This is a genomic window from Chengkuizengella sp. SCS-71B (assembly GCF_040100845.1).
Lineage (GTDB): Bacteria > Bacillota > Bacilli > Paenibacillales > KCTC-33759 > Chengkuizengella.
Genome location: NZ_JAZHSH010000001.1, coordinates 3,257,493 through 3,276,104, shown reverse-complemented (window position 1 = coordinate 3,276,104; position 18,612 = coordinate 3,257,493). Strand labels below are relative to the sequence as shown.

The following is an 18,612-nucleotide window of genomic DNA, read 5'->3' as shown; positions in this document are numbered from 1 at the left end:
TAAATTGGCATTTCCAACAGTAAGACATAGAAGATTAAGAAACAACCAATCCATACGTAATTTAGTTAAAGAAAATCATGTAACTGTTTATGATTTAATCTATCCTATTTTTGTAACTGAAGGTGAAGGAATCAAAAATGAAATTCCTTCAATGCCTGGTGTGTATCATTTTTCGTTAGATCAATTAGAAGCAGAAATAGAAGAAATCTCAAAATTAGGTTTACAATCAATTATTTTATTTGGTGTACCGAATGAAAAAGATGGTGTTGGAACACAGGCTTATAATGATCAGGGTATTGTTCAGAAAGCAACTCGTTTAGTCAAACGTTTGAATCCGAATTTATTAGTAATGGCAGATACATGTTTGTGTCAGTTTATGGATCATGGCCATTGTGGGATTGTTAAAAAATCTGATGATGGGAAGGCAGCAGTTATTGAAAATGATTCTTCTTTAGAATTACTTGTAAAAACTGCTGTATCACAAGCAAAAGCAGGTGCTGATGTTATAGCACCTTCTAATATGATGGATGGATTTGTAACTGCCATTCGTTCTGGATTAGATGAGTCAGGGTTTGAACATATTCCCATCATGTCCTATGCAGTAAAATATTCATCAGCATTTTATGGGCCATTCAGAGATGCTGCTCATTCCACACCACAGTTTGGGGACCGCAAAACATATCAGATGGATCCTGCGAATGCTACGGAAGGAATCCGAGAAGCAGAATCTGATGTAATGGAAGGTGCTGATATTTTGATGGTCAAACCAGGGATGGCATATATGGATATTATTCTTTCATTAAAGCAAAACTTTGACCTCCCGATTGCAGCATATAATGTTAGCGCGGAATATTCTATGATCAAAGCAGCAGCTGAAAAAGGATGGATAGATGAAAAGGCAGTTGCGATGGAGTTATTAGTAGGGTTTAAACGTGCTGGAGCAGATATGATTTTAACCTATTTTGCAAAAGATGCAGCAAGATGGTTGCGTGCTGAATCAATTTAAAATTTAAATAACCATCCGGTTTGGGTGGTTATTTAAATCTTTTTAACGTTAAAAGTGAGTTCAATGTGATTATAGTTGAAAAAACGGCGAACATAAAACTTCCCATTAAGAAAAAAGCAGAATACATTGGTATAAACTCTCTCGGGACTTTCTCCTTTATTTGGAATCCCATAAAATAAATTTCAATCTGATTACTATCAAAATAATTAGAACTTGTAGTTTGTAAACTTAAACCTTTGCTTAACAATAAAATAGAGATCAATAAACAAAAATAAGCAATCAACCAGCGCATAAAAGTCCTCCAGTTTTAAATGAGTGATTTTATTTTTTCATTAATGAATTACAATCATATTTATGCGCTTGAAGGTGACTTATACTTTTTAAATAGATGTATTAAAATAATTTTGAAGTTAATATGGAAAGTGTGGAGATGTTGAATGAATCGAAGAATCGATACGAAGTCAAAAGAAGCTTTTGAATTAGCAAAGACGCATATTCCAGGAGGAGTAAATAGTCCTGTTCGTGCCTTTAAATCTGTAGGATTAACACCAGTTTACATAGAAAAAGCTGAAGGTTCAAAAGTGATAGATATTGATGGTAATGAATACATTGATTATATTGCATCTTGGGGACCTCTAATTTTAGGACATGCTCATCCTGAAGTAATTGAGGCAATAAAATCTACAGCTGAAAAAGGTACAAGCTTTGGTGCGCCAACAGAAATTGAAACTCAAATGGCAAAGCTTGTGTGTGAACGTGTACCCTCCATTGAAATTGTTCGTATGGTTAATTCTGGTACTGAAGCAACAATGAGTGCTTTAAGGTTAGCTAGAGGTTATACAAAACGAAATAAAATTTTAAAGTTTGAAGGCTGTTATCATGGACATGCAGATTCCTTGTTAATTAAAGCCGGTTCTGGTGTAGCAACCTTAGGTTTGCCTGATAGTCCAGGTGTTCCTGAATCTGTAGCACAAAACACTTTAACTGTACCCTATAATGACTTAGAATCAGTCAAGTTAGCATTTGAAAAATTCGGAGAAGATATTGCAGGTGTAATTGTTGAACCGATTGCAGGAAATATGGGAGTAGTTCCACCTATTCCAGGGTTCCTGGAAGGACTTCGTGAAATTACAACTCAATATGGCAGCATCTTGATTTTTGATGAAGTTATGACTGGTTTCCGTGTTGATTTGAATTGCGCACAAGGACGATTTGGAGTTACACCAGATTTGACATGTTTAGGCAAAGTCATTGGTGGTGGTTTGCCAGTGGGTGCCTACGGTGGAAAAAGAGAAATAATGGAGCAGATGGCACCAACCGGTCCAATTTATCAAGCGGGTACATTATCTGGAAATCCCTTAGCTATGGTGGCAGGTTACACTACATTGCAGGTTTTAGGTCAACCTGGAGTTTATGAGCAATTAGAAGATAAATCTGCGAAACTAGAGGCAGGGATGTTGAAAAACGCAGAGGAGGTTGGAGTAGAATGTACGATGAATCGAGTCGGTTCGATGGTTTGTCCATTTTTTACAAGTCAAAAGGTGATCAATTACCAGACAGCAAGTTCCTCTGATTTAAAACGATTTATGAAATATTTTGCCAACATGTTAGACTTAGGTGTTTCCATAGCCCCTTCTCAATTTGAAGGGATGTTTGTTTCGTTAGCACATACCGATGATGATATTGAAACTACGATTGAAGCTCATCGTGAGGCATTAAAGGGATTATGATGTGAAAATGTTGTAATTTATACAAAAGCTGGTGATTCCTACTTAGGATCACCAGCTTCTTATATGGAATTAATTTTTACCCAGTTAAAAATGAGCAACGATATATCAGCTACTAGTTTCTCCGTATATTATTAATAAATTTTCCACTCTATGAATCGTTTTGTCATACTATTGTCAGATATAAATGAATTTTATCGGTTGTGGCAATTTCAAAAAAAGGGCATAATGATGAGTAGGATATTTTCTGAAAAGAGGGAATTTACATAATGAGTGTTCAAGATCGGTTTATTAAGGCATGTCTTAAACAAGAGATAGATACGATTCCTGTTTGGTATATGAGGCAGGCAGGAAGATATGATCCTGAATATAGAAAAATAAAAGAGAAGTATAGTTTATTGGAAATATGTGAGCAGCCTGAATTAGCAGCAGAAGTGACGATGATGCCTGTCAAAAAATTAGGTGTAGATGCAGCTATTCTTTATTCGGATATTATGAACCCAGTTGCATCAATTGGGATTGATTTTGATATAGTAAAAAATATCGGTCCAGTTATTGATAATCCAATTCGATCAAAAGAAGATGTATTAAAGTTAAAACCGATAGATGTTGAGAAGGATTTATCACATGTTATTGATACAATAAAAATATTAGATCGTGAATTAACAAAACCTTTAATTACTTTTGCAGGAGCACCTTTTACCATTGCAAGTTATATTATTGAAGGCAGACCGTCTAAAAATTACATTCGCACCAAAGAATTGATGTACTGTGAGCCTAAGATATGGTTTATGCTAATGGACAAACTTGGAGACATGATCATTACTTATTTAAAAGCTCACTTTGCTGCAGGTGCTAAAGCAATTCAGTTATTTGACAGCTGGGTAGGGGCTTTAGCTCCAAAAGATTTTGAAACATTTGTGCTGCCAACAATTGAACGTATCTTTAAAGAACTAGAAATATACGATCAACCAAAAATTTATTTTCCAGGGGTTAGCTCAGGTGAATTATTGCCATCCTTAACAAAACTAAAAGCAGATGTGATCGGTTTAGATTGGCGTATATCCATTCAAGAGGGGCGTCATAGATTAAATCACAAATATGCTGTTCAAGGTAATTTAGACCCACTAGTATTAATGGCACCGATGGCAGTTATTCAAGATTATGCAAAGGAAATTATAGATCAAGGGATTAGGGAGCCAGGTTTTATTTTTAATTTAGGTCATGGTCTATTCCCTGAGGCATCAATAGATAAGTTGGGGGAATTAACACAGTTTATACATGAATACTCTCATGCAGCAATTAGCAGAATGCAGAAGGGTAGTGGAGTAAGATGACGAGACAAAAAATTGGTGTATTGGTGATGTCTTATGGAACTCCAGAAAGTATGGATCAAATTGAAGCATATTACACCCATATTCGTAGGGGGAGACCGCCTGAACCTGAACAATTGCAGGATCTAATTAGTCGTTACGAGGCTATTGTCGGAGGATTTTTCCCATTACGTAAAAATACAGATCGACAAGTTGAAGAGATTGAAAAAACGTTAAATAAACAAAAATCAGAATACGAGTTTGTATGTTACCAAGGTTTGAAACATGCCCAACCTTTCATAGAAGATGGGGTAAAGAAAATGGTGGAAGATGGGATAACAAAGGCTGTCGGTGTTGTTTTAGCACCACATTATTCAACAATGAGTGTAGGTAGTTATATAAAACGTGCAAAGGAAAAAGCAGATGAACTTGGTTTAAGCATTAACTTTATTAAAAGTTATCATTTGTATCCTAAATTAATTGAAGTTTTATCTGAAAGAGTAGATTCAGCTTTACAAAAGTTTCAGGGTGTAGATAAGTATAAGGTAAAGGTTTTATTTAGTGCTCATAGTTTACCTAAGAAAATATTGGAAATAAATGATCCATATCCAGAACAATTGATTGAAACTTCTAAAAAAATTGCTGAAACAATAGGAATTACAAATTGGGATTTTGCATGGCAGAGTGCTGGTCAGACTGCGATGCCGTGGTTGGGACCTGATATATTAGACGTATTGAATCATATTCATAGTGAAGAAAATGTACAGCATGTCCTAATATGCCCTATTGGTTTTGTGTCAGATCATTTAGAAATTCTTTATGATATAGATATTGAGTGTCAACAGATGGCCAGTAAGTTAGGGATGCATTTAGAACGAACTGAGTCGTTAAACACAGATCCAAGATATATGGAAACTATAGCAGATGTAGTTATGGCAAAACTAGATAAGGATTGATCATAATGGAGAAAACTCCTAAGCGGGTCACCATTGTTGGTGGAGGAATAACAGGTCTAAGCACGGCATTTTATGTGAAAAAGAAGTTTGCTGGACAGGGAAAAACTGTAGAAATAACCATCGTTGAAAAGGATAGTAGATTAGGTGGAAAAATTCAAACATGGTTATATGATGATTTTGTGATTGAAAGAGGTCCCGATTCTTTTTTAGCTCGAAAGTATCCAATAATAAAGATTTCGCGAGAATTAGGTTTAGAAGATCAATTAACAGCTACAAACCCAGAAGCAAAGAAAAACTATATTCTTCACAAAGGTAAATTTCACCTTATGCCACCTGGTCTAATATTAGGTATTCCAACAAAAATGACGCCGTTTATGAAAACGGGTCTAATCTCCGTATCAGGAAAATTAAGAGCGGGAATGGATTTGCTTCTTCCTCGTAGATCTAGTTCAAGTGACGAGACTTTAGGTGGGTTTCTTTCACGGAGATTAGGTAAACAAGTAGCTGAGAATATTGCAGAGCCATTATTATCTGGCATTTATGCAGGAAATCCAAATGAGTTGAGTTTAAAAGCTACTTTTCCACAATTTCAAGGTATTGAAAAAAAATACCGCAGTTTAATTTTGGGCATGGCTAATAGTAGAAAGCAGGTGGCTGCAAATGGAGCTTCAGCTGCTAAGCTGCCGAAAATTGCACAAAATACTATGTTTCTGACTTTTAAAAAAGGATTAAATACATTAGTAGATGCACTTATTGAAGAACTAAGTGATGTGAAAGTCTTAACAGAACAATCTGTTACCAAAATTACGAAACAATCAAATAAAACTGCAGAAAAAATAAATGAATATAAAATCACCTTGTCTAATGGGGAAATGATCGAATCAGATGTTGTTGTATTAGCAATTCCACCACATTTTTCAGCGGATCTTCTTACAGATTTAAAACAAGTTCAACAATTGAAAAAAATTAAATATGCATCAGTTGCCAATGTGATTATAGCCTTTGATAAAAAAGATATAAATCATGATTTGGACGGTTCAGGGTTCGTCATTCCTCGTAAGGAAGGTAGATTCATAACTGCTTGTACTTGGACTTCATCGAAATGGTTGCACACAGCTCCAAAGGGGAAGATATTAATACGATGTTATGTGGGTAGATCTGGTGAAGAAGCTTGGAAACAACTCAATGATGAACAGATTATAGAAAAAGTACAACAAGAGATCGAAGAATTAATGGGAATAAAAGCAACACCACTATTCCATAAAGTTACTCGTTTATATAACTCTATGCCTCAATATCCACTCGAGCATTTAAATATCATTAGCAATGCAAGAAAACAATGTGCAGAACATTATCCAGGTATCTTTTTAACTGGAGCGGGTTATGAAGGAGTTGGCATTCCAGACTGTATTGGCCAGGGAGAAAAGACAGCTGAAAAAGTATTACAATTTAAAGAATGATATAAAGAAAACTCCAGCTTTCAGTAAATTAAGTTGGAGTTTTTTTAAAACTTGGAATATATAATCCACTGACTCTAGAAGTTAGGTAGTGGATTACTTTCAGTTAAGTTAGTTTCATTACCCACTCTAAAAGCTTTCCACCTAAATAAACTCCAAATATACCTACAATACCGGCTAAAACTGGTGGGGCAGGGGCAGGGAGTTTAAGCACCTTAAATAACATTCCTACTAAGATTCCTGCTAATAAGCTTAATAGTATTTCTTTCATTTTTAAATCCACCTCTCAAATATAACTAAATGTTGTAAATATGATTTCTAAAAAAGTTTTAAGTATTTTTAAAACTAAAAAAGCTACGAGAAACGTTGTTTGAACAACATTTTCTCGTAGCCAGATATTTACGGTCATCTGTAGATACCCTCGTCCATATTACGAGGTTATACGAAAATTTACCTCACATATTTACATTAAAAACTGATCGTTGATTGTTTGAACGTAAAACATATTAAACTATTTAAAATAATAAGTCAATATATTAAAATTGTAAAAAGAACATTAGTTCCTATTTGTGTTAAAATAGAATTAAGGTTATACGTGTGTTGATAATGTCTAGGAGGATTAGAAATGGAACCAGTAAAAAATACATTTAATCAAGTTTTTTTTGAAAAATTAACGGATACGATAAGTAAATATGATTCCAACTTTTCTAAGGAATTGTTTTTATCAAAAGTATTAACAGATGACTGGGATGGATATGAACTAAAGGAAAGAATGCACCATGTAACGGAATGTCTATATGAGACTTTACCAAAAGATTATGAGTCTGCTATTGGAATTTTGATGAAAGCAGCTTCAAAGGTAACATTTGAATTTGGATTTGCCCCTATGATATTTCCTAACTTTGTAGAGTTGTACGGTTTAGATGATTGGGATATTTCTGTCAAAGCATTAGAGGAATTCACCAAGTATTCTTCTTCTGAATTTGCTGTCCGTCCATTTATTATCAAGGATGTTAATAGAATGATGGAAAAGATGGAAAAATGGGCACATCATGACAATCTACATGTTCGTAGACTTGCAAGTGAAGGTTGTCGCCCTCGATTACCTTGGGCTATCGCTTTACCTGCTTTTAAAAAAGACCCTTCTATGATATTTCCGATATTAGAACTGTTAAAAAATGATCCAGAAGAATATGTTAGAAGAAGTGTGGCAAATAACTTAAATGATATTTCTAAAGATCATCCAAAATTGGTTTTACAAATCGCTAGAAAGTGGTTAGGTATATCCAAAGAAACGGATTGGTTAGTAAAACACGCACTACGTACGTTATTAAAAGCTGGGAATACTGAGGCGTTATTAATGTTTGGTTTTAGTGATCCGATATATATTGATATAACCAATTTTCAAATACATAATGAGAAAGTAAATATTGGGGATACACTTTCTTTTTCTTTTCAGCTTAAAAAAAATAAAGATACAGATGAGAAAGTAAGAATTGAATATGCAATTTACTTCATGAAAGCAAATGGAGAATTGACAAGGAAAGTGTTTAAAATATCTGAACGTGTGTTAACTAATAGAATTGAAGAAATAAACCGAAATCATTCTTTTAAACTGATAACAACTCGAAAATATTATCCTGGACAGCATAAAGTATCTATCATCATTAATGGAGTTGAGAAGGTTCTTAATGAATTTGAAATATATAATTAACATTTTATTAGATAGATATTGCATTTAATAGAGTTAGGTATTTTGCATGTAACGAAATGAAAAAGGAATCTAGTCCTCCTCCGTTGAAGAATAAATATTAAGATTCTGAGGAGGGTTCCCATATGACCTTAGAAAAATCATGTATATCACCAATGTGTTTTAAAAATTTGTTTTGAAAATATCTTATAAAGACTAAATCTTTTATATTCTTCTGATACTGCACATCTTAAAACATTAAACTTTTGATTATATCCCCTGTTAAATGACATTTATAATATCATTGCTGTAATTTTTTCTATTGAGAAGATTTTTAAATATAAAATTCTTTACAGTCCCCAAATCAATATAATATTTAAATATTCAGTTTTTTTCTGTTCGTGCTGTATTGATTTACCATTTTTGCATGTTTTGCATGAATTACAGGAAAATTTTTCTTTCTCAGCATTTTTTTTATAATTGTCACAACACAATTGAGCAATGAATTCACAATCAATCATTGAGATGGGGGAATGAATATGACACAGGAAGAAATTAGAAGAGCTTTAAGAGATTTTCATTGGATGGAGAATGAAATTCAACGATTATATAAAGAGATGCAAGACTTATCACCCTCAGCTGGTGTTTCACAATATGGAATTGAGGCGAGTATGCAAAGATCAAAACATACCGTATTAGATAAAGTAGGAAACCATGTCGTGCGAAATGATAGATATGGTAGAATGATTCGTAAATTAGAGAAGAAAGTAGGATTGATTAATAAAAGTATGGAAAGCATCACGGATGATCGAATGAAAACCGTTCTTTTATGTTTATTAGACGGCATGTCGATTGTATCTATTGCCAAGCATTTAAGGATTAGTGAAAGACATATTTACCATCTTCGGGATGATATTGTGACACATATTTATAACCAAATTCATGGGGAAGGGGATGATCCTTCAATAAAAAACTTGATAAATACAGGTTGATTGACTTTGCAGGAATTGCAGAATAAACAGAAAAAATGCAAGCCAGGACATAAAACGTTTATACTATGGATATCAACAAAAGAAAAAAACAAAGTAAAAGAGCTATCTTATATAGAGGTAGCTCTTTTTCATGATGTTTATGGTAATGAAGAGATGTCAGATCACTAGTATCAGGAGTGAATGACATTTTTTTATTGAAAGGTGGTGAGAAGAAGATGAGATGGACGCTTTTAAGAAATTGGATTTCATTTACTTATATTTAGCTAGGATGCAGACGTTGAATGGAAGATGGTTGATTCAACTGTTTTCATAGAGTGATTACGAGGATATTAACTGATGAAGGGAGGAATGTATCCCATGTCTATTCAAGCTCACTTTGAAGCCATTGAAACATTTATTGCACAACTTTTTCAAGATCAAGGGATAATGATTGAACGACATTTTCTTACAAAAGAGACGAATAATAAAACTTTTGTCATTCGCCAACGTGAAGATAAGCGGTCAGTTGATACATCACAACATATCTTTATTCAGCGTCAAGTAGAGATTGATTATGTAGGAGGGACTGCAGATGAGATTGTGAACGTAATGGATGTTCTTAGTCAGAGTATTTATCAAGAGAAAACACTTCCGTTAAACGTACAATCCAATCCTTCAAGAGAGAGATCCATTAAGATGGAATCTTTTCACTTCTACAAACCTGAACAGGTGGATTTTATATGGACAGAACTGGATGCTGAAAATAAACCAGTCGAGAAAAAAATTTCAAAGTTAAAATGCACGGGTATTTTAGCTTTTACTGATCGTGTACCACTCATAGAGCTATCATCTGAGAAGATAAATCATTTATTTATCAATAATACATTGACAGCATCAAACCCAGATGAGCATCATGAAGAATCATAAAACAGACCATGGTGAAAAATCTACTAAAAAACAAATGAAACACATTTTAAGGGAGGAACTAAAATTATGGCAAGAACATGGAATTTAACATCTTTACCAACTAGACCAGGATTATATATTAACTTTGTTGAGGCAGCAGCAGCACAGATTAAAGGGGGTGCTCGTGGAATTGTGGCAATGCCAATTATGAATTATGATAGCACTTCATCAGAAAAAGCTGAAGAGAAAAAAGTATACAAAATTGAAACGATTAGTGAAGCGAAAGAAAAATTCGGAGAAAACAATATCGATTCTATTAAATTAGCCTTACAAGGTGGAGCAAGGGAAGTTCTAGCATATGCAATGCCTGAGGTTCCAGACTATGAAGAAATGCGCAATGAATTCGATAAGCACACTTTTAATGTCTTTGTCTATGATGGAGAAGCAGAAGTAGATGATACAGAAATGAACGATACAAAGGCTTGGGTGAAAAATAATCGTGAAGAAGGTAAGCACTTCATGGCTGTTTTAGGAAACATGGTCGATGGAACAGTCCCTCCTGCTTTGGCAGATGGTGATGGTGATTATATTGTGAATCTAGTGAATGGGGTTAAATTCGGAGATGAAGAACATACTTCTCAACAATATGCATCATATATAGCAGGTTTGATTGCAGGAACTCCAATTAACAAATCAATTACTTATAAACAAGTTCACGTTGATGATGTGAATGTACGCTTGACGAACTCTGATGTGAATGAAACTCTAGAAAAAGGTGGACTTGTACTTGTACACGATGGAGAGAAAGTTAAAGTAGAACAAGGTATAACGTCATCTGGGCAGAAGATTCGTGCTATACGTGCAAGACAAGCTGTAGCTACAGATATTAATAAAACAGCAAAAGACTCCTATATAGGGAAATTGGATAACAGTGAAGATGGACAAGCAGCCCTAATTTCAGCAATCAAAGCGTACTTAGAGCGTCTTGAGAATGCTAATGTTTTAACAGAAATTCAAGTCGGACTAGATCCAGAGAACCCATCGGTTGGAGATCAAGTTTTCTTAGTTGTTTCTTATCGTGAGATTGATTCCATGGAACGTATCTTCATTAACATTAACGTATAAGAGTGTTGAAGATACCGATCATCGATAACATCGGAAGGAAACAAGCAAGAATAAGACTTCATTTAAAAAATGACGAGACGAAAATCAATTAATAAATCAAAAAAACAAATTAGGAAGGTGATTAACGTGGCATTAGATGCAACAAAAGTAATGAACGGAACATTTGGTGAGGTATGGCATGATGGAGAATGGTTAACAAACATTAAAAGTGCAGAAGCAACTGTAGAGATTAATAAAGAAGAAATTATGCGTGCAGGAACGCGTTGGGTAGCGCATAAGGTAACAGGATTAACGGGTTCTGGAACGATCTCAGGTTACCGAGTGACCACAGAATTAATCGAGAAGATTAGTATGATTGCTGATGATAAGAATGGTGTCTTTATTACAGAATTAATCCTAGCATTAAAAGACCCTGAAGCATTTGGAGCCTACCGTGTACGCTTAAAAGGCGTTCAATTTGATAACATTCCATTGATCAACTATGAATTAGGTTCCATTGTAGAAGAAGAACTACCATTTACCTTTACTGGATATGAACTCATCGATACGATCTCAGAACAATAAGAGAGTAAGTATTTTCATAGATTCTAAGAAATACAAAAAATGTATGCAATAAGGGGGCGAGTGTAAGAGACTTCGCCTCTTTTCATTGATAAAGACCAATGATAGAGAAATGAAAGGATGAGTACGCATGGCACAAGGGAAAAAAGCAGAAGAAGTATTACGTTCATTATTAGAAACCGATTTGAAACCAGAGCACAATATCTATATGAAGAGATTTAACATTCATTTTCACATTCAAGCATTAGATGGGAAAACCATTAATAAAATTCGTGAGCAAGCCTCCTACCCAGTAAAAAATGGAGAAAAGCGCTTAGATGAAGAGAAGTTTGGGGCACTAATGATTGAGAAGGCATGTCTTGTACCAAAATGGACTAGTCCAGAGTTGTTAGAGGCGTTTGGACCGACACCTGCCGATGTTATTCTAAAGCGTTTACTGGCAGGGGAAATTGCTAAATTATCGACAGAGATACTGCACTTATCTGGTTTTACAGATGAAGAAGAAGTGGTAGATGAAATAAAAAACTGATTCAATCAGGGGGAGAGCCATTTCTCTATCATTTGATCTTTCAGAGATTAGGTATTCCACCTGATGAAGTCTATGACAAACCAATTGGAGCTAGAAGATTTATGTTTGCTTCAATGCTTCTTCAACTAGAAGAAGAAGAGAAGGAAGTGAAACGATTGCAGCGCAGTAGGATGAATCGTTCATAATGATGACGAGATTAAGAAATCCTGACGAAAGGAGGTACATCATTGTCAACATTAGTAAGCTCACATGAGTTGTATCAAGGTGGTATGTCGATGCTAAATAAGCATCATAAACTTATGAAAAAGATGTATAGATTAGTGGATACGATTGAAAATAATCAACAGAAATTGATAAGTGCTAAAGGAAAGCATACAGAAATTATAAAACAAAAATTTTATCAGACATATAATGTAACATCAATCCCAATTCCAGAAGCACATTCTTCAAGATCAAGAAGAGGAAATGAATCAATGCTAGCTAATCCTGTCACTTTAAAAGGAAACCAAGTAGAGACCTCTGCTGACTTTTTTACTACTGTAAGTGATGTGTGGACATCACCCTCCAATCCAATTCCTAATGTCCAGAAGTATTCTAGCTATTTAGTTGATTTATATAAAGGTTCATTGGAACATATGGAGAAACTGAACGAAGGACTTAAGCTTAATGCCAAGTTTGCATCAGCTTTGGATATAGCTAAGAAAGCAAGCAAACGATTAGCGATAGTGGGTCATATTATTAATGGGGTTAATTTTTTCACCTCAGATAATAAATGGAAAGAAGGACTCAAAATAGGTGGAAGTTATGCAGGGGCGTTTCTTTTGGGAGCAATAGGTACGATGATTGGTGGTCCTATTGGTGGAGCCATAGGATCAATGATCGGTTTAGAACTAGGTACATTTGCTGGGGAGAAGCTCTATGATTTCCTTTCGACTTCTAGTAAGAAAACAGTGAAAGCGACTCATGATCTAATTTCTACAACGAATAGTCATCAACCAAGCAACCTAGCTAAAAGCATGTATACCATTCAAAAAGGGGATACATTATGGGATCTAGCAGGAAAATACCTAGGAGATCCAATGAGATGGCCAACTCTCTATGAGATGAATAAAAATCTAGTAGGAAGTAATCCAGACTTAATCTATCCAGGAAATCAACTACACTTACCAATAGAAAACAAGACAAACTTAGCTATAAAAAACATAACACCAGCGAAATCAACACAATCCATTTTATCTAATACTTGGGAACAGTTTAGAAAATGGTGGAGTAAACCTGATAACCCCATTACAAATGGACATAAAATAATAGACAGTATAGTGAAGTTATATGAAGGGGTCAAGGAAGATGCTGGGAAATTGAAAGCGCTCTTTAAGAAAATCAAGGTCCCTAAAGGACTAAAGAATATAGGAACAAAGATGAGTAATATCAAACTACCAAAAAGTCTAGGTAAGGGGCTAGGATATGTAGGCCATGTCCTTAATGCTATAAGCATAGCAACTGCAGATAATAAAGTAAAAGAAACTTTTAAAGTGGTTGGTGGAATTGCAGGGGGAATCTTTGGTGGAACTTTAGGTAGTGCAGCAGGACCTATTGGAACAGCCTTAGGTGGAATTGCAGGAGTTGGAGTTGGGTCTAAATTAGGTGAAGGACTTTACAATTTAGGTGAGTGGGTTTATAACGTTTTCTCTACTCCTAATAAACAACAGAAGAAACAAGGGATGAGTATGTATACCATTCAAAAAGGGGATACATTGTGGGATCTAGCAGGGAAACACCTAGGAGGTCCAATGAAATGGCCAGCGATCTATGAGATGAATAAAGATCTAGTGGGAAGCAATCCAGACTTAATTTATCCAGGCAATCAACTACGCTTGCCAACAGCTTCATCAACTGTGAACTCTGTTGAAAACTTTAATCATAGTTCAATTTCTACTCAAGTATGGACTGAATTGAAAAGTACTGCTGTGAATAGTTGGAATGAAATGAAATTAACTTCGATACAAATCTGGAATGAAATCAAAGGAACTATGATAAATGCATGGGATGAACTGAAAAGTTCTATAGCTAATACTTGGAATGAATTGAAAACAAGTACTGCACAAGTATGGAGTGAATTGAAAAGTACTGCAGCGAATAGTTGGAATGAAATAAAATTAACTACGATTCAAACTTGGAACGAAATCAAAGGAACTGTGACAAGTGCATGGGATGAATTGAAGTCAACATCATCTTATATATGGAACGGTGCTACAGAAACCGTTGCAGATATGTGGAAAGGTTTAGGTGATGTAGCCACTTCCATTGAAGGAAGTGCTAGCTCAGCTTATGCTACAGGGAAAAAGTTCATTGATCGATCTGTCGAGTATATTGCTCCAGGGATGGTTGATGACCCTCATTCGAATCCTTCTGAAGCAATCCATCAAGAATTTCATATTAACATTCATTATACAGGTTCATCAGAAAATAAAGAACAAGAAGTAGATGAGTTAGTAGCGATCATGGTTAATAAACTAAAAGAAGCCAAGATGTCATTTGCTTAGGGAGGTGAGTTCGTTGCAAATATGGTTGAAATCAGAAGAAGATAAGGGGAAGGATGAGCTTCAATTACCAGTTAATCCAGAAAATATTCAAGTCTCATCCTTACATTACTATAACGATATTCATGTAACTCAGCGAGGTGAAGAGACGATACTTGGAGGAGAAAAGTTAAGAGAGTTCAAGCTCTCTTCTTTTTTTCCAAGAGATTATAACCCTGTGTATTGTGATGTAGAGGAGAGTGGTTTCCTTTCTCCATGGCCAACTGTCCAACGTATTGAAAATTGGCAACATTCAGGTGTTCCTGTGCGATTGATTGTGACCGATGAATTTAGAATTAATGCATTAACAACTATTCGTTCTTTTACTTACGTAGAACGTGGAGGAAGTCCAGGTGATCTTTACTATACATTAGGATTAAAAGAATTCCGTTACCTTACTCTTGAGAGAGTTGAGACAGAAGAGGGGGTTACTTTACAAGAGAAACGCCCAAGTAATCAAGAGATTCCAAGCAGTTACATCGTTAAACCGGGTGATTCTTTGTGGAAAATCTCTCATAAAGTGTATCGTGATGGGAGTAAATGGAAGCGGATATACAACGCCAATGAAGCAACCATTGGATCCGACCCTGATAAGATTTTCCCTGGTCAGAAGTTGGTGATCCCATCATGAAGATAGAAGTTCAATATGATAACCAAACTGTACTTAATCCTATTGTCAGCTCTGTGGTATGGTCAGGAGATAGCAAGCAAGCGTTTCGTAAATTAGAGGTAATGCTGATAAATACATCAAATAGAAAAGAGAAGATCATGGAGATCGAAGAAGGCAAAGAACTTCGCTTTCTTAAGGAAGATAAGGAACTTTTTAGAGGAGTGGTTTTCTCAACATCCATTGACTTAAATGCTCGCATGAAAGTGGTTGCTTATGATGAGAATGTCTATCTAACAAAGAACATAGAGACGAAGAAATTTGTTGGTAAAACAGCCTCAGATATCCTGAAGGAATTATGCAGTGATTTTGGCATCCCTACAGGAACGATCACAAATACAGGGTATACCATCCCTAAATTGATCTTACGTCATAAGACATTGTGGGAAATGATCCAAATTGCCTTAACAGAGACAACCCAGCATACAGGAAAGAAATATATGGTGTCTTCTAAGGAAGGGAAGGTGCACCTCATAGATTGGAAAGAGGAAGTGGCTGATTGGTCTTTAGAAGAAGGGATTAATATCTTAGGTGTAAATCATGCAACATCAATTAAAGAGATGAAGAATAAGGTGAAGGTCATAAGTGGGGATGAGCAGAAGGCAGCCCTCGAGGTCATCGAAGAAGACAACAGCTTATCTAGTAAGTATGGAACCATGCAATATCTTCAACAGGTAGGGATGGATCAGAGTCAATCGGCAGTGAAGCAATTAGCCAAGAAATTGTTGAATCAACTAGGAAAAGTCTCTCAGCAGACATCTATGGAGGCACTGGGACATGAAGTCGTAGTTGCTGGAACTAAGATTAAGGTGACAGCATCTATACCTAATGTAAAAGGTACTTATCAGGTGCTTAGTGATCGACACACCTTCCAAAACAATATGCATACGATGTCCATTACATTGACGAATGAGACAGAATAATGAGTGAACTCGTTTAAGCAAAGCTTAAACATTGAGAAATCAGATGGAGACTCTACTCCACCCGATTTGAAGATACCATCTATAGAGATGGGCGTCTGTACGCAAAAATATTTTGGATAAATAATGCTTCAAAACCTTAAGAATTTAGTCTAATTCAGATAAGGAGGAGAATGATGAACAAATTAGAAGAAGGGAGTTCCTATATACAGCTCCTACAACTGATGAAGATACTAGGACACAATATCGATGTGGACATCGAGTTGGCTACTGTTAAGGCGATTGATCCATTAAAGATTCAAGTAGATCATATGGAGATTGAACTAGAGGGAAGTGATCTGATTGTTGCAGAGCATCTCCTCGAGCATAAAAGATTGTGGAAGATAGAGAAGCAGAGCTTAACATTAGAGGGTCAAGTAGATAGTCATGACTTAACAGCAACAGGTAATTTTAATGGTACTATTGCAGGTAATCCTGCTTCAGGGCCTATTACATTACCAAAAAATCAATTTACCTTTACTAAGCTTGATCTAACAGTCGATGCCACAGGAGATGAGTTAGAGATGACATTCTATCCAAAACTCGTAGAGGAAGATAGGGTGATTGTGGCATCCATTAACCAGAATCAACACTATATAGTATTAGATAAGGCGGTGATTCAATGACGTTCAGTCCGATTCAAAAAAAAACAGTAGAACAGGAAATATCAAGGCAAGAGAATACAATTCAAAGGGACGATCCATTAAAGACCTATGAGCTAGATTTTGATTCTGGTGAAATTGGTGAATACATTAATGGCATTGATGCATTGAAACAATACATTCGTAAAGCGTTAGAAACAGCTAGATACAACTACCTCATCTATGATGATCAATATGGGTCTGAATTAGAAGCAGCAATTGGAGATACACCTACACATGAATTATTAACTTCGGAGATTCCGAGATATATTGAAGAAGCATTAATCTATCATCCCCAAATTGAGAATGTGTATGACTTTCATATTGTCCAAGAAGGAGACGGTGTATACGTCTCTTTTTTAGTGGATTCATTACTAGGTAAGTTTGAAGAGGAGGTGAATTGGCATGGAATTTAATGAAATGACCAAGGAAGCAATATTACAGCGTATGCTTAATTTTTCTCCAGATGATCTAGATAAACAACAGGGGTCTGTCACATATGACCTATTATCCCCACTAGCGATGGAATTGGCTCAAGCCTATGTTGCGTTAGATCGTGTCCTACAACTAGGATTCGCTGATACTTCTTATGGAGAGTATCTAGATAGACGCTGTGAGGAGTTAGGTGTTTTTCGAAAATCTGCTGAACACTCACATGGACAGGTTACTTTTGTAGGTCCTGAAAATACAGAGATTGAGGTTGGAACGATTGTCTCAACAACTACTGGAATAGAGTTTACAATCACTCAAGCAGGGACTTTGATAATGCCATTAATCGATGAATATGGAAATAGTGGTACGCTGTTTACAGTCACTCTTCCTGCTACAGCAAAGGAAGCAGGGGTTGTAGGAAATGTCATCGCTAATACAATTAATGTGGTGCGAGACGACAACTTAAAAAATAGTGTAAACGTGAACAATGAAGCATCATTTGTTGGAGGAGTTCCTAAGGAATCTGATAAGGAGTATTTGGATAGGTATTTAGAAACAGTACGTCAACCTGCAACGAGTGGAAACAAATATGATTACATGAAATGGGCAAAAGAAATATCAGGAATATCTGATGCACAGATTATTCCACATTGGGATGGACAGCTTGGAACAGTTAAGGTGATTGTTTTAGGAGACGATAAGACACCCCCATCCGATAAAAAAGTCGATGATGTCAAAGCATATATAGAAGAGGTTCGCCCTGTAGGAGCGGAGGTAACCGTAGAAAAAGCTGTTGCTATTCCAATGAATGTGTCGGTCAAGTTAGAATTACGTGAGCAACCCAAACAAGAAGATAAAGAAAGCGTAAAGCAGGTACTTAATGAAAAGATCAATCAACTCATCACTGGATATCTCGCTTCCCTCGCTTTTGTAGATCCAATGGTTCGCCACTCTCGTATCGCTAATCTGATAGGAGATGTTCAGGAAGTGAAAGATTACCATGATTTAGAGGTTAATGATGGTATTAAAAACATTGAGATTGGACATGGAGAAGTAGCAGTGATGGGAATATTAACACTGGAGTTGATATAAC

Annotated in this window: 20 protein-coding genes and 1 riboswitch; of the genes, 19 read left to right on the top strand and 1 reads right to left on the bottom strand. The window is 35.7% G+C overall.

All coding sequences use genetic code 11. From position 1 onward, the window contains the following. The first annotated feature begins 4 nt into the window (after window positions 1-4). The 5 genes from hemB to hemG all read left to right on the top strand — a co-directional run bounded on the left by hemB (window position 5) and on the right by hemG (window position 6,462). A complete protein-coding gene (gene hemB, locus VQL36_RS15935; RefSeq protein ID WP_349250271.1) occupies window positions 5-1,006 on the top strand; it encodes a porphobilinogen synthase in 1,002 nt (333 codons plus the stop codon). A 437-nt stretch (window positions 1,007-1,443) separates the two neighbouring features. Then, window positions 1,444-2,736, top strand: a complete 1,293-nt coding sequence (gene hemL / locus VQL36_RS15930; RefSeq protein ID WP_349250270.1) for a glutamate-1-semialdehyde 2,1-aminomutase — start codon at window positions 1,444-1,446, stop codon at window positions 2,734-2,736. A 266-nt stretch (window positions 2,737-3,002) separates the two neighbouring features. Then, window positions 3,003-4,070 carry a uroporphyrinogen decarboxylase gene (gene hemE / locus VQL36_RS15925; protein ID WP_349250269.1) on the top strand — a complete coding sequence of 356 codons (1,068 nt, stop codon included), beginning with the start codon at window positions 3,003-3,005 and terminating at the stop codon, window positions 4,068-4,070. Further along, window positions 4,067-5,002, top strand: a complete 936-nt coding sequence (hemH, locus tag VQL36_RS15920) for a ferrochelatase (RefSeq protein WP_349250268.1) — start codon at window positions 4,067-4,069, stop codon at window positions 5,000-5,002. Before hemE ends, hemH begins: the two co-directional genes overlap by 4 nt. A gap of 5 nt (window positions 5,003-5,007) precedes the next feature. Next, on the top strand, window positions 5,008-6,462 hold the full coding sequence (gene hemG / locus VQL36_RS15915) for a protoporphyrinogen oxidase (protein ID WP_349250267.1): 1,455 nt from the start codon (window positions 5,008-5,010) through the stop codon (window positions 6,460-6,462). Between the two features lie 103 nt (window positions 6,463-6,565). Here the strand turns inward: hemG and VQL36_RS15910 are convergent, their stop codons facing one another. Further along, window positions 6,566-6,730: a XapX domain-containing protein gene (locus VQL36_RS15910; RefSeq protein ID WP_349250266.1), complete on the bottom strand. Its 165-nt coding sequence runs from the start codon at window positions 6,728-6,730 to the stop codon at window positions 6,566-6,568. A 97-nt stretch (window positions 6,731-6,827) separates the two neighbouring features. Beyond that, window positions 6,828-6,925: riboswitch (purine riboswitch) on the bottom strand. A 159-nt stretch (window positions 6,926-7,084) separates the two neighbouring features. On the opposite strand from VQL36_RS15910, the gene VQL36_RS15905 reads away from it, so the two are divergent. The 14 genes from VQL36_RS15905 to VQL36_RS15840 all read left to right on the top strand — a co-directional run bounded on the left by VQL36_RS15905 (window position 7,085) and on the right by VQL36_RS15840 (window position 18,611). Continuing rightward, complete coding sequence (locus tag VQL36_RS15905) at window positions 7,085-8,173, top strand: DNA alkylation repair protein (protein ID WP_349250265.1); 1,089 nt, start codon at window positions 7,085-7,087, stop codon at window positions 8,171-8,173. A 515-nt stretch (window positions 8,174-8,688) separates the two neighbouring features. Beyond that, the gene (locus VQL36_RS15900) at window positions 8,689-9,141 is read left to right on the top strand and encodes a helix-turn-helix domain-containing protein (RefSeq protein WP_349250264.1); all 453 of its coding nucleotides are present in this window, start codon (window positions 8,689-8,691) and stop codon (window positions 9,139-9,141) included. After that, the gene (locus VQL36_RS15895; RefSeq protein ID WP_349250263.1) at window positions 9,142-9,309 is read left to right on the top strand and encodes a hypothetical protein; all 168 of its coding nucleotides are present in this window, start codon (window positions 9,142-9,144) and stop codon (window positions 9,307-9,309) included. It abuts the gene before it with no gap. A 189-nt stretch (window positions 9,310-9,498) separates the two neighbouring features. Further along, window positions 9,499-10,047, top strand: a complete 549-nt coding sequence (locus VQL36_RS15890; protein ID WP_349250262.1) for a hypothetical protein — start codon at window positions 9,499-9,501, stop codon at window positions 10,045-10,047. Between the two features lie 66 nt (window positions 10,048-10,113). Then, window positions 10,114-11,151: a phage tail sheath subtilisin-like domain-containing protein gene (locus VQL36_RS15885; protein WP_349250261.1), complete on the top strand. Its 1,038-nt coding sequence runs from the start codon at window positions 10,114-10,116 to the stop codon at window positions 11,149-11,151. A gap of 126 nt (window positions 11,152-11,277) precedes the next feature. Beyond that, a complete protein-coding gene (locus VQL36_RS15880) occupies window positions 11,278-11,715 on the top strand; it encodes a phage tail tube protein (RefSeq protein WP_349250260.1) in 438 nt (145 codons plus the stop codon). Window positions 11,716-11,842: 127 nt separating this feature from the next. Further along, the gene (locus VQL36_RS15875; RefSeq protein ID WP_349250259.1) at window positions 11,843-12,241 is read left to right on the top strand and encodes a phage tail assembly chaperone; all 399 of its coding nucleotides are present in this window, start codon (window positions 11,843-11,845) and stop codon (window positions 12,239-12,241) included. A 32-nt stretch (window positions 12,242-12,273) separates the two neighbouring features. Continuing rightward, entirely contained in the window at window positions 12,274-12,426 is a 153-nt protein-coding gene (locus VQL36_RS15870) for a hypothetical protein (RefSeq protein WP_349250258.1), read from the top strand. A gap of 42 nt (window positions 12,427-12,468) precedes the next feature. Further along, window positions 12,469-14,784 (top strand): LysM peptidoglycan-binding domain-containing protein, encoded by a 2,316-nt coding sequence (locus tag VQL36_RS15865; protein WP_349250257.1) that lies wholly within the window; start codon window positions 12,469-12,471, stop codon window positions 14,782-14,784. 13 nt (window positions 14,785-14,797) lie between these two features. Beyond that, on the top strand, window positions 14,798-15,451 hold the full coding sequence (locus tag VQL36_RS15860) for a LysM peptidoglycan-binding domain-containing protein (RefSeq protein ID WP_349250256.1): 654 nt from the start codon (window positions 14,798-14,800) through the stop codon (window positions 15,449-15,451). Next, the gene (locus VQL36_RS15855) at window positions 15,448-16,410 is read left to right on the top strand and encodes a hypothetical protein (RefSeq protein ID WP_349250255.1); all 963 of its coding nucleotides are present in this window, start codon (window positions 15,448-15,450) and stop codon (window positions 16,408-16,410) included. Before VQL36_RS15860 ends, VQL36_RS15855 begins: the two co-directional genes overlap by 4 nt. Window positions 16,411-16,583: 173 nt before the next feature. Next, a complete protein-coding gene (locus VQL36_RS15850) occupies window positions 16,584-17,072 on the top strand; it encodes a DUF2577 family protein (RefSeq protein WP_349250254.1) in 489 nt (162 codons plus the stop codon). Next, window positions 17,069-17,503: a DUF2634 domain-containing protein gene (locus tag VQL36_RS15845; protein WP_349250253.1), complete on the top strand. Its 435-nt coding sequence runs from the start codon at window positions 17,069-17,071 to the stop codon at window positions 17,501-17,503. The genes VQL36_RS15850 and VQL36_RS15845 overlap by 4 nt, the downstream gene beginning before the upstream one ends. After that, window positions 17,493-18,611, top strand: coding sequence for a baseplate J/gp47 family protein (locus VQL36_RS15840; RefSeq protein WP_349250252.1), 1,119 nt, complete (start codon window positions 17,493-17,495; stop codon window positions 18,609-18,611). Before VQL36_RS15845 ends, VQL36_RS15840 begins: the two co-directional genes overlap by 11 nt. The last annotated feature ends 1 nt before the right edge of the window (window position 18,612 follow it).

Excerpts from the sequence above, each read along its gene's own strand:
- VQL36_RS15890 (WP_349250262.1), top strand. The coding sequence starts at position 9,499 with ATGTCTATTCAAGCTCACTTTGAAGCCATTGAAACATTTATTGCACAA.
- hemL (WP_349250270.1), top strand. The coding sequence starts at position 1,444 with ATGAATCGAAGAATCGATACGAAGTCAAAAGAAGCTTTTGAATTAGCA.
- VQL36_RS15845 (WP_349250253.1), top strand. The coding sequence starts at position 17,069 with ATGACGTTCAGTCCGATTCAAAAAAAAACAGTAGAACAGGAAATATCA.
- VQL36_RS15905 (WP_349250265.1), top strand. The coding sequence starts at position 7,085 with ATGGAACCAGTAAAAAATACATTTAATCAAGTTTTTTTTGAAAAATTA.
- hemG (WP_349250267.1), top strand. The coding sequence starts at position 5,008 with ATGGAGAAAACTCCTAAGCGGGTCACCATTGTTGGTGGAGGAATAACA.
- VQL36_RS15855 (WP_349250255.1), top strand. The coding sequence starts at position 15,448 with ATGAAGATAGAAGTTCAATATGATAACCAAACTGTACTTAATCCTATT.
- VQL36_RS15875 (WP_349250259.1), top strand. The coding sequence starts at position 11,843 with ATGGCACAAGGGAAAAAAGCAGAAGAAGTATTACGTTCATTATTAGAA.
- VQL36_RS15840 (WP_349250252.1), top strand. The coding sequence starts at position 17,493 with ATGGAATTTAATGAAATGACCAAGGAAGCAATATTACAGCGTATGCTT.
- VQL36_RS15885 (WP_349250261.1), top strand. The coding sequence starts at position 10,114 with ATGGCAAGAACATGGAATTTAACATCTTTACCAACTAGACCAGGATTA.
- VQL36_RS15900 (WP_349250264.1), top strand. The coding sequence starts at position 8,689 with ATGACACAGGAAGAAATTAGAAGAGCTTTAAGAGATTTTCATTGGATG.
- VQL36_RS15910 (WP_349250266.1), bottom strand. The coding sequence starts at position 6,730 with ATGAAAGAAATACTATTAAGCTTATTAGCAGGAATCTTAGTAGGAATG.
- hemE (WP_349250269.1), top strand. The coding sequence starts at position 3,003 with ATGAGTGTTCAAGATCGGTTTATTAAGGCATGTCTTAAACAAGAGATA.
- hemH (WP_349250268.1), top strand. The coding sequence starts at position 4,067 with ATGACGAGACAAAAAATTGGTGTATTGGTGATGTCTTATGGAACTCCA.
- VQL36_RS15850 (WP_349250254.1), top strand. The coding sequence starts at position 16,584 with ATGAACAAATTAGAAGAAGGGAGTTCCTATATACAGCTCCTACAACTG.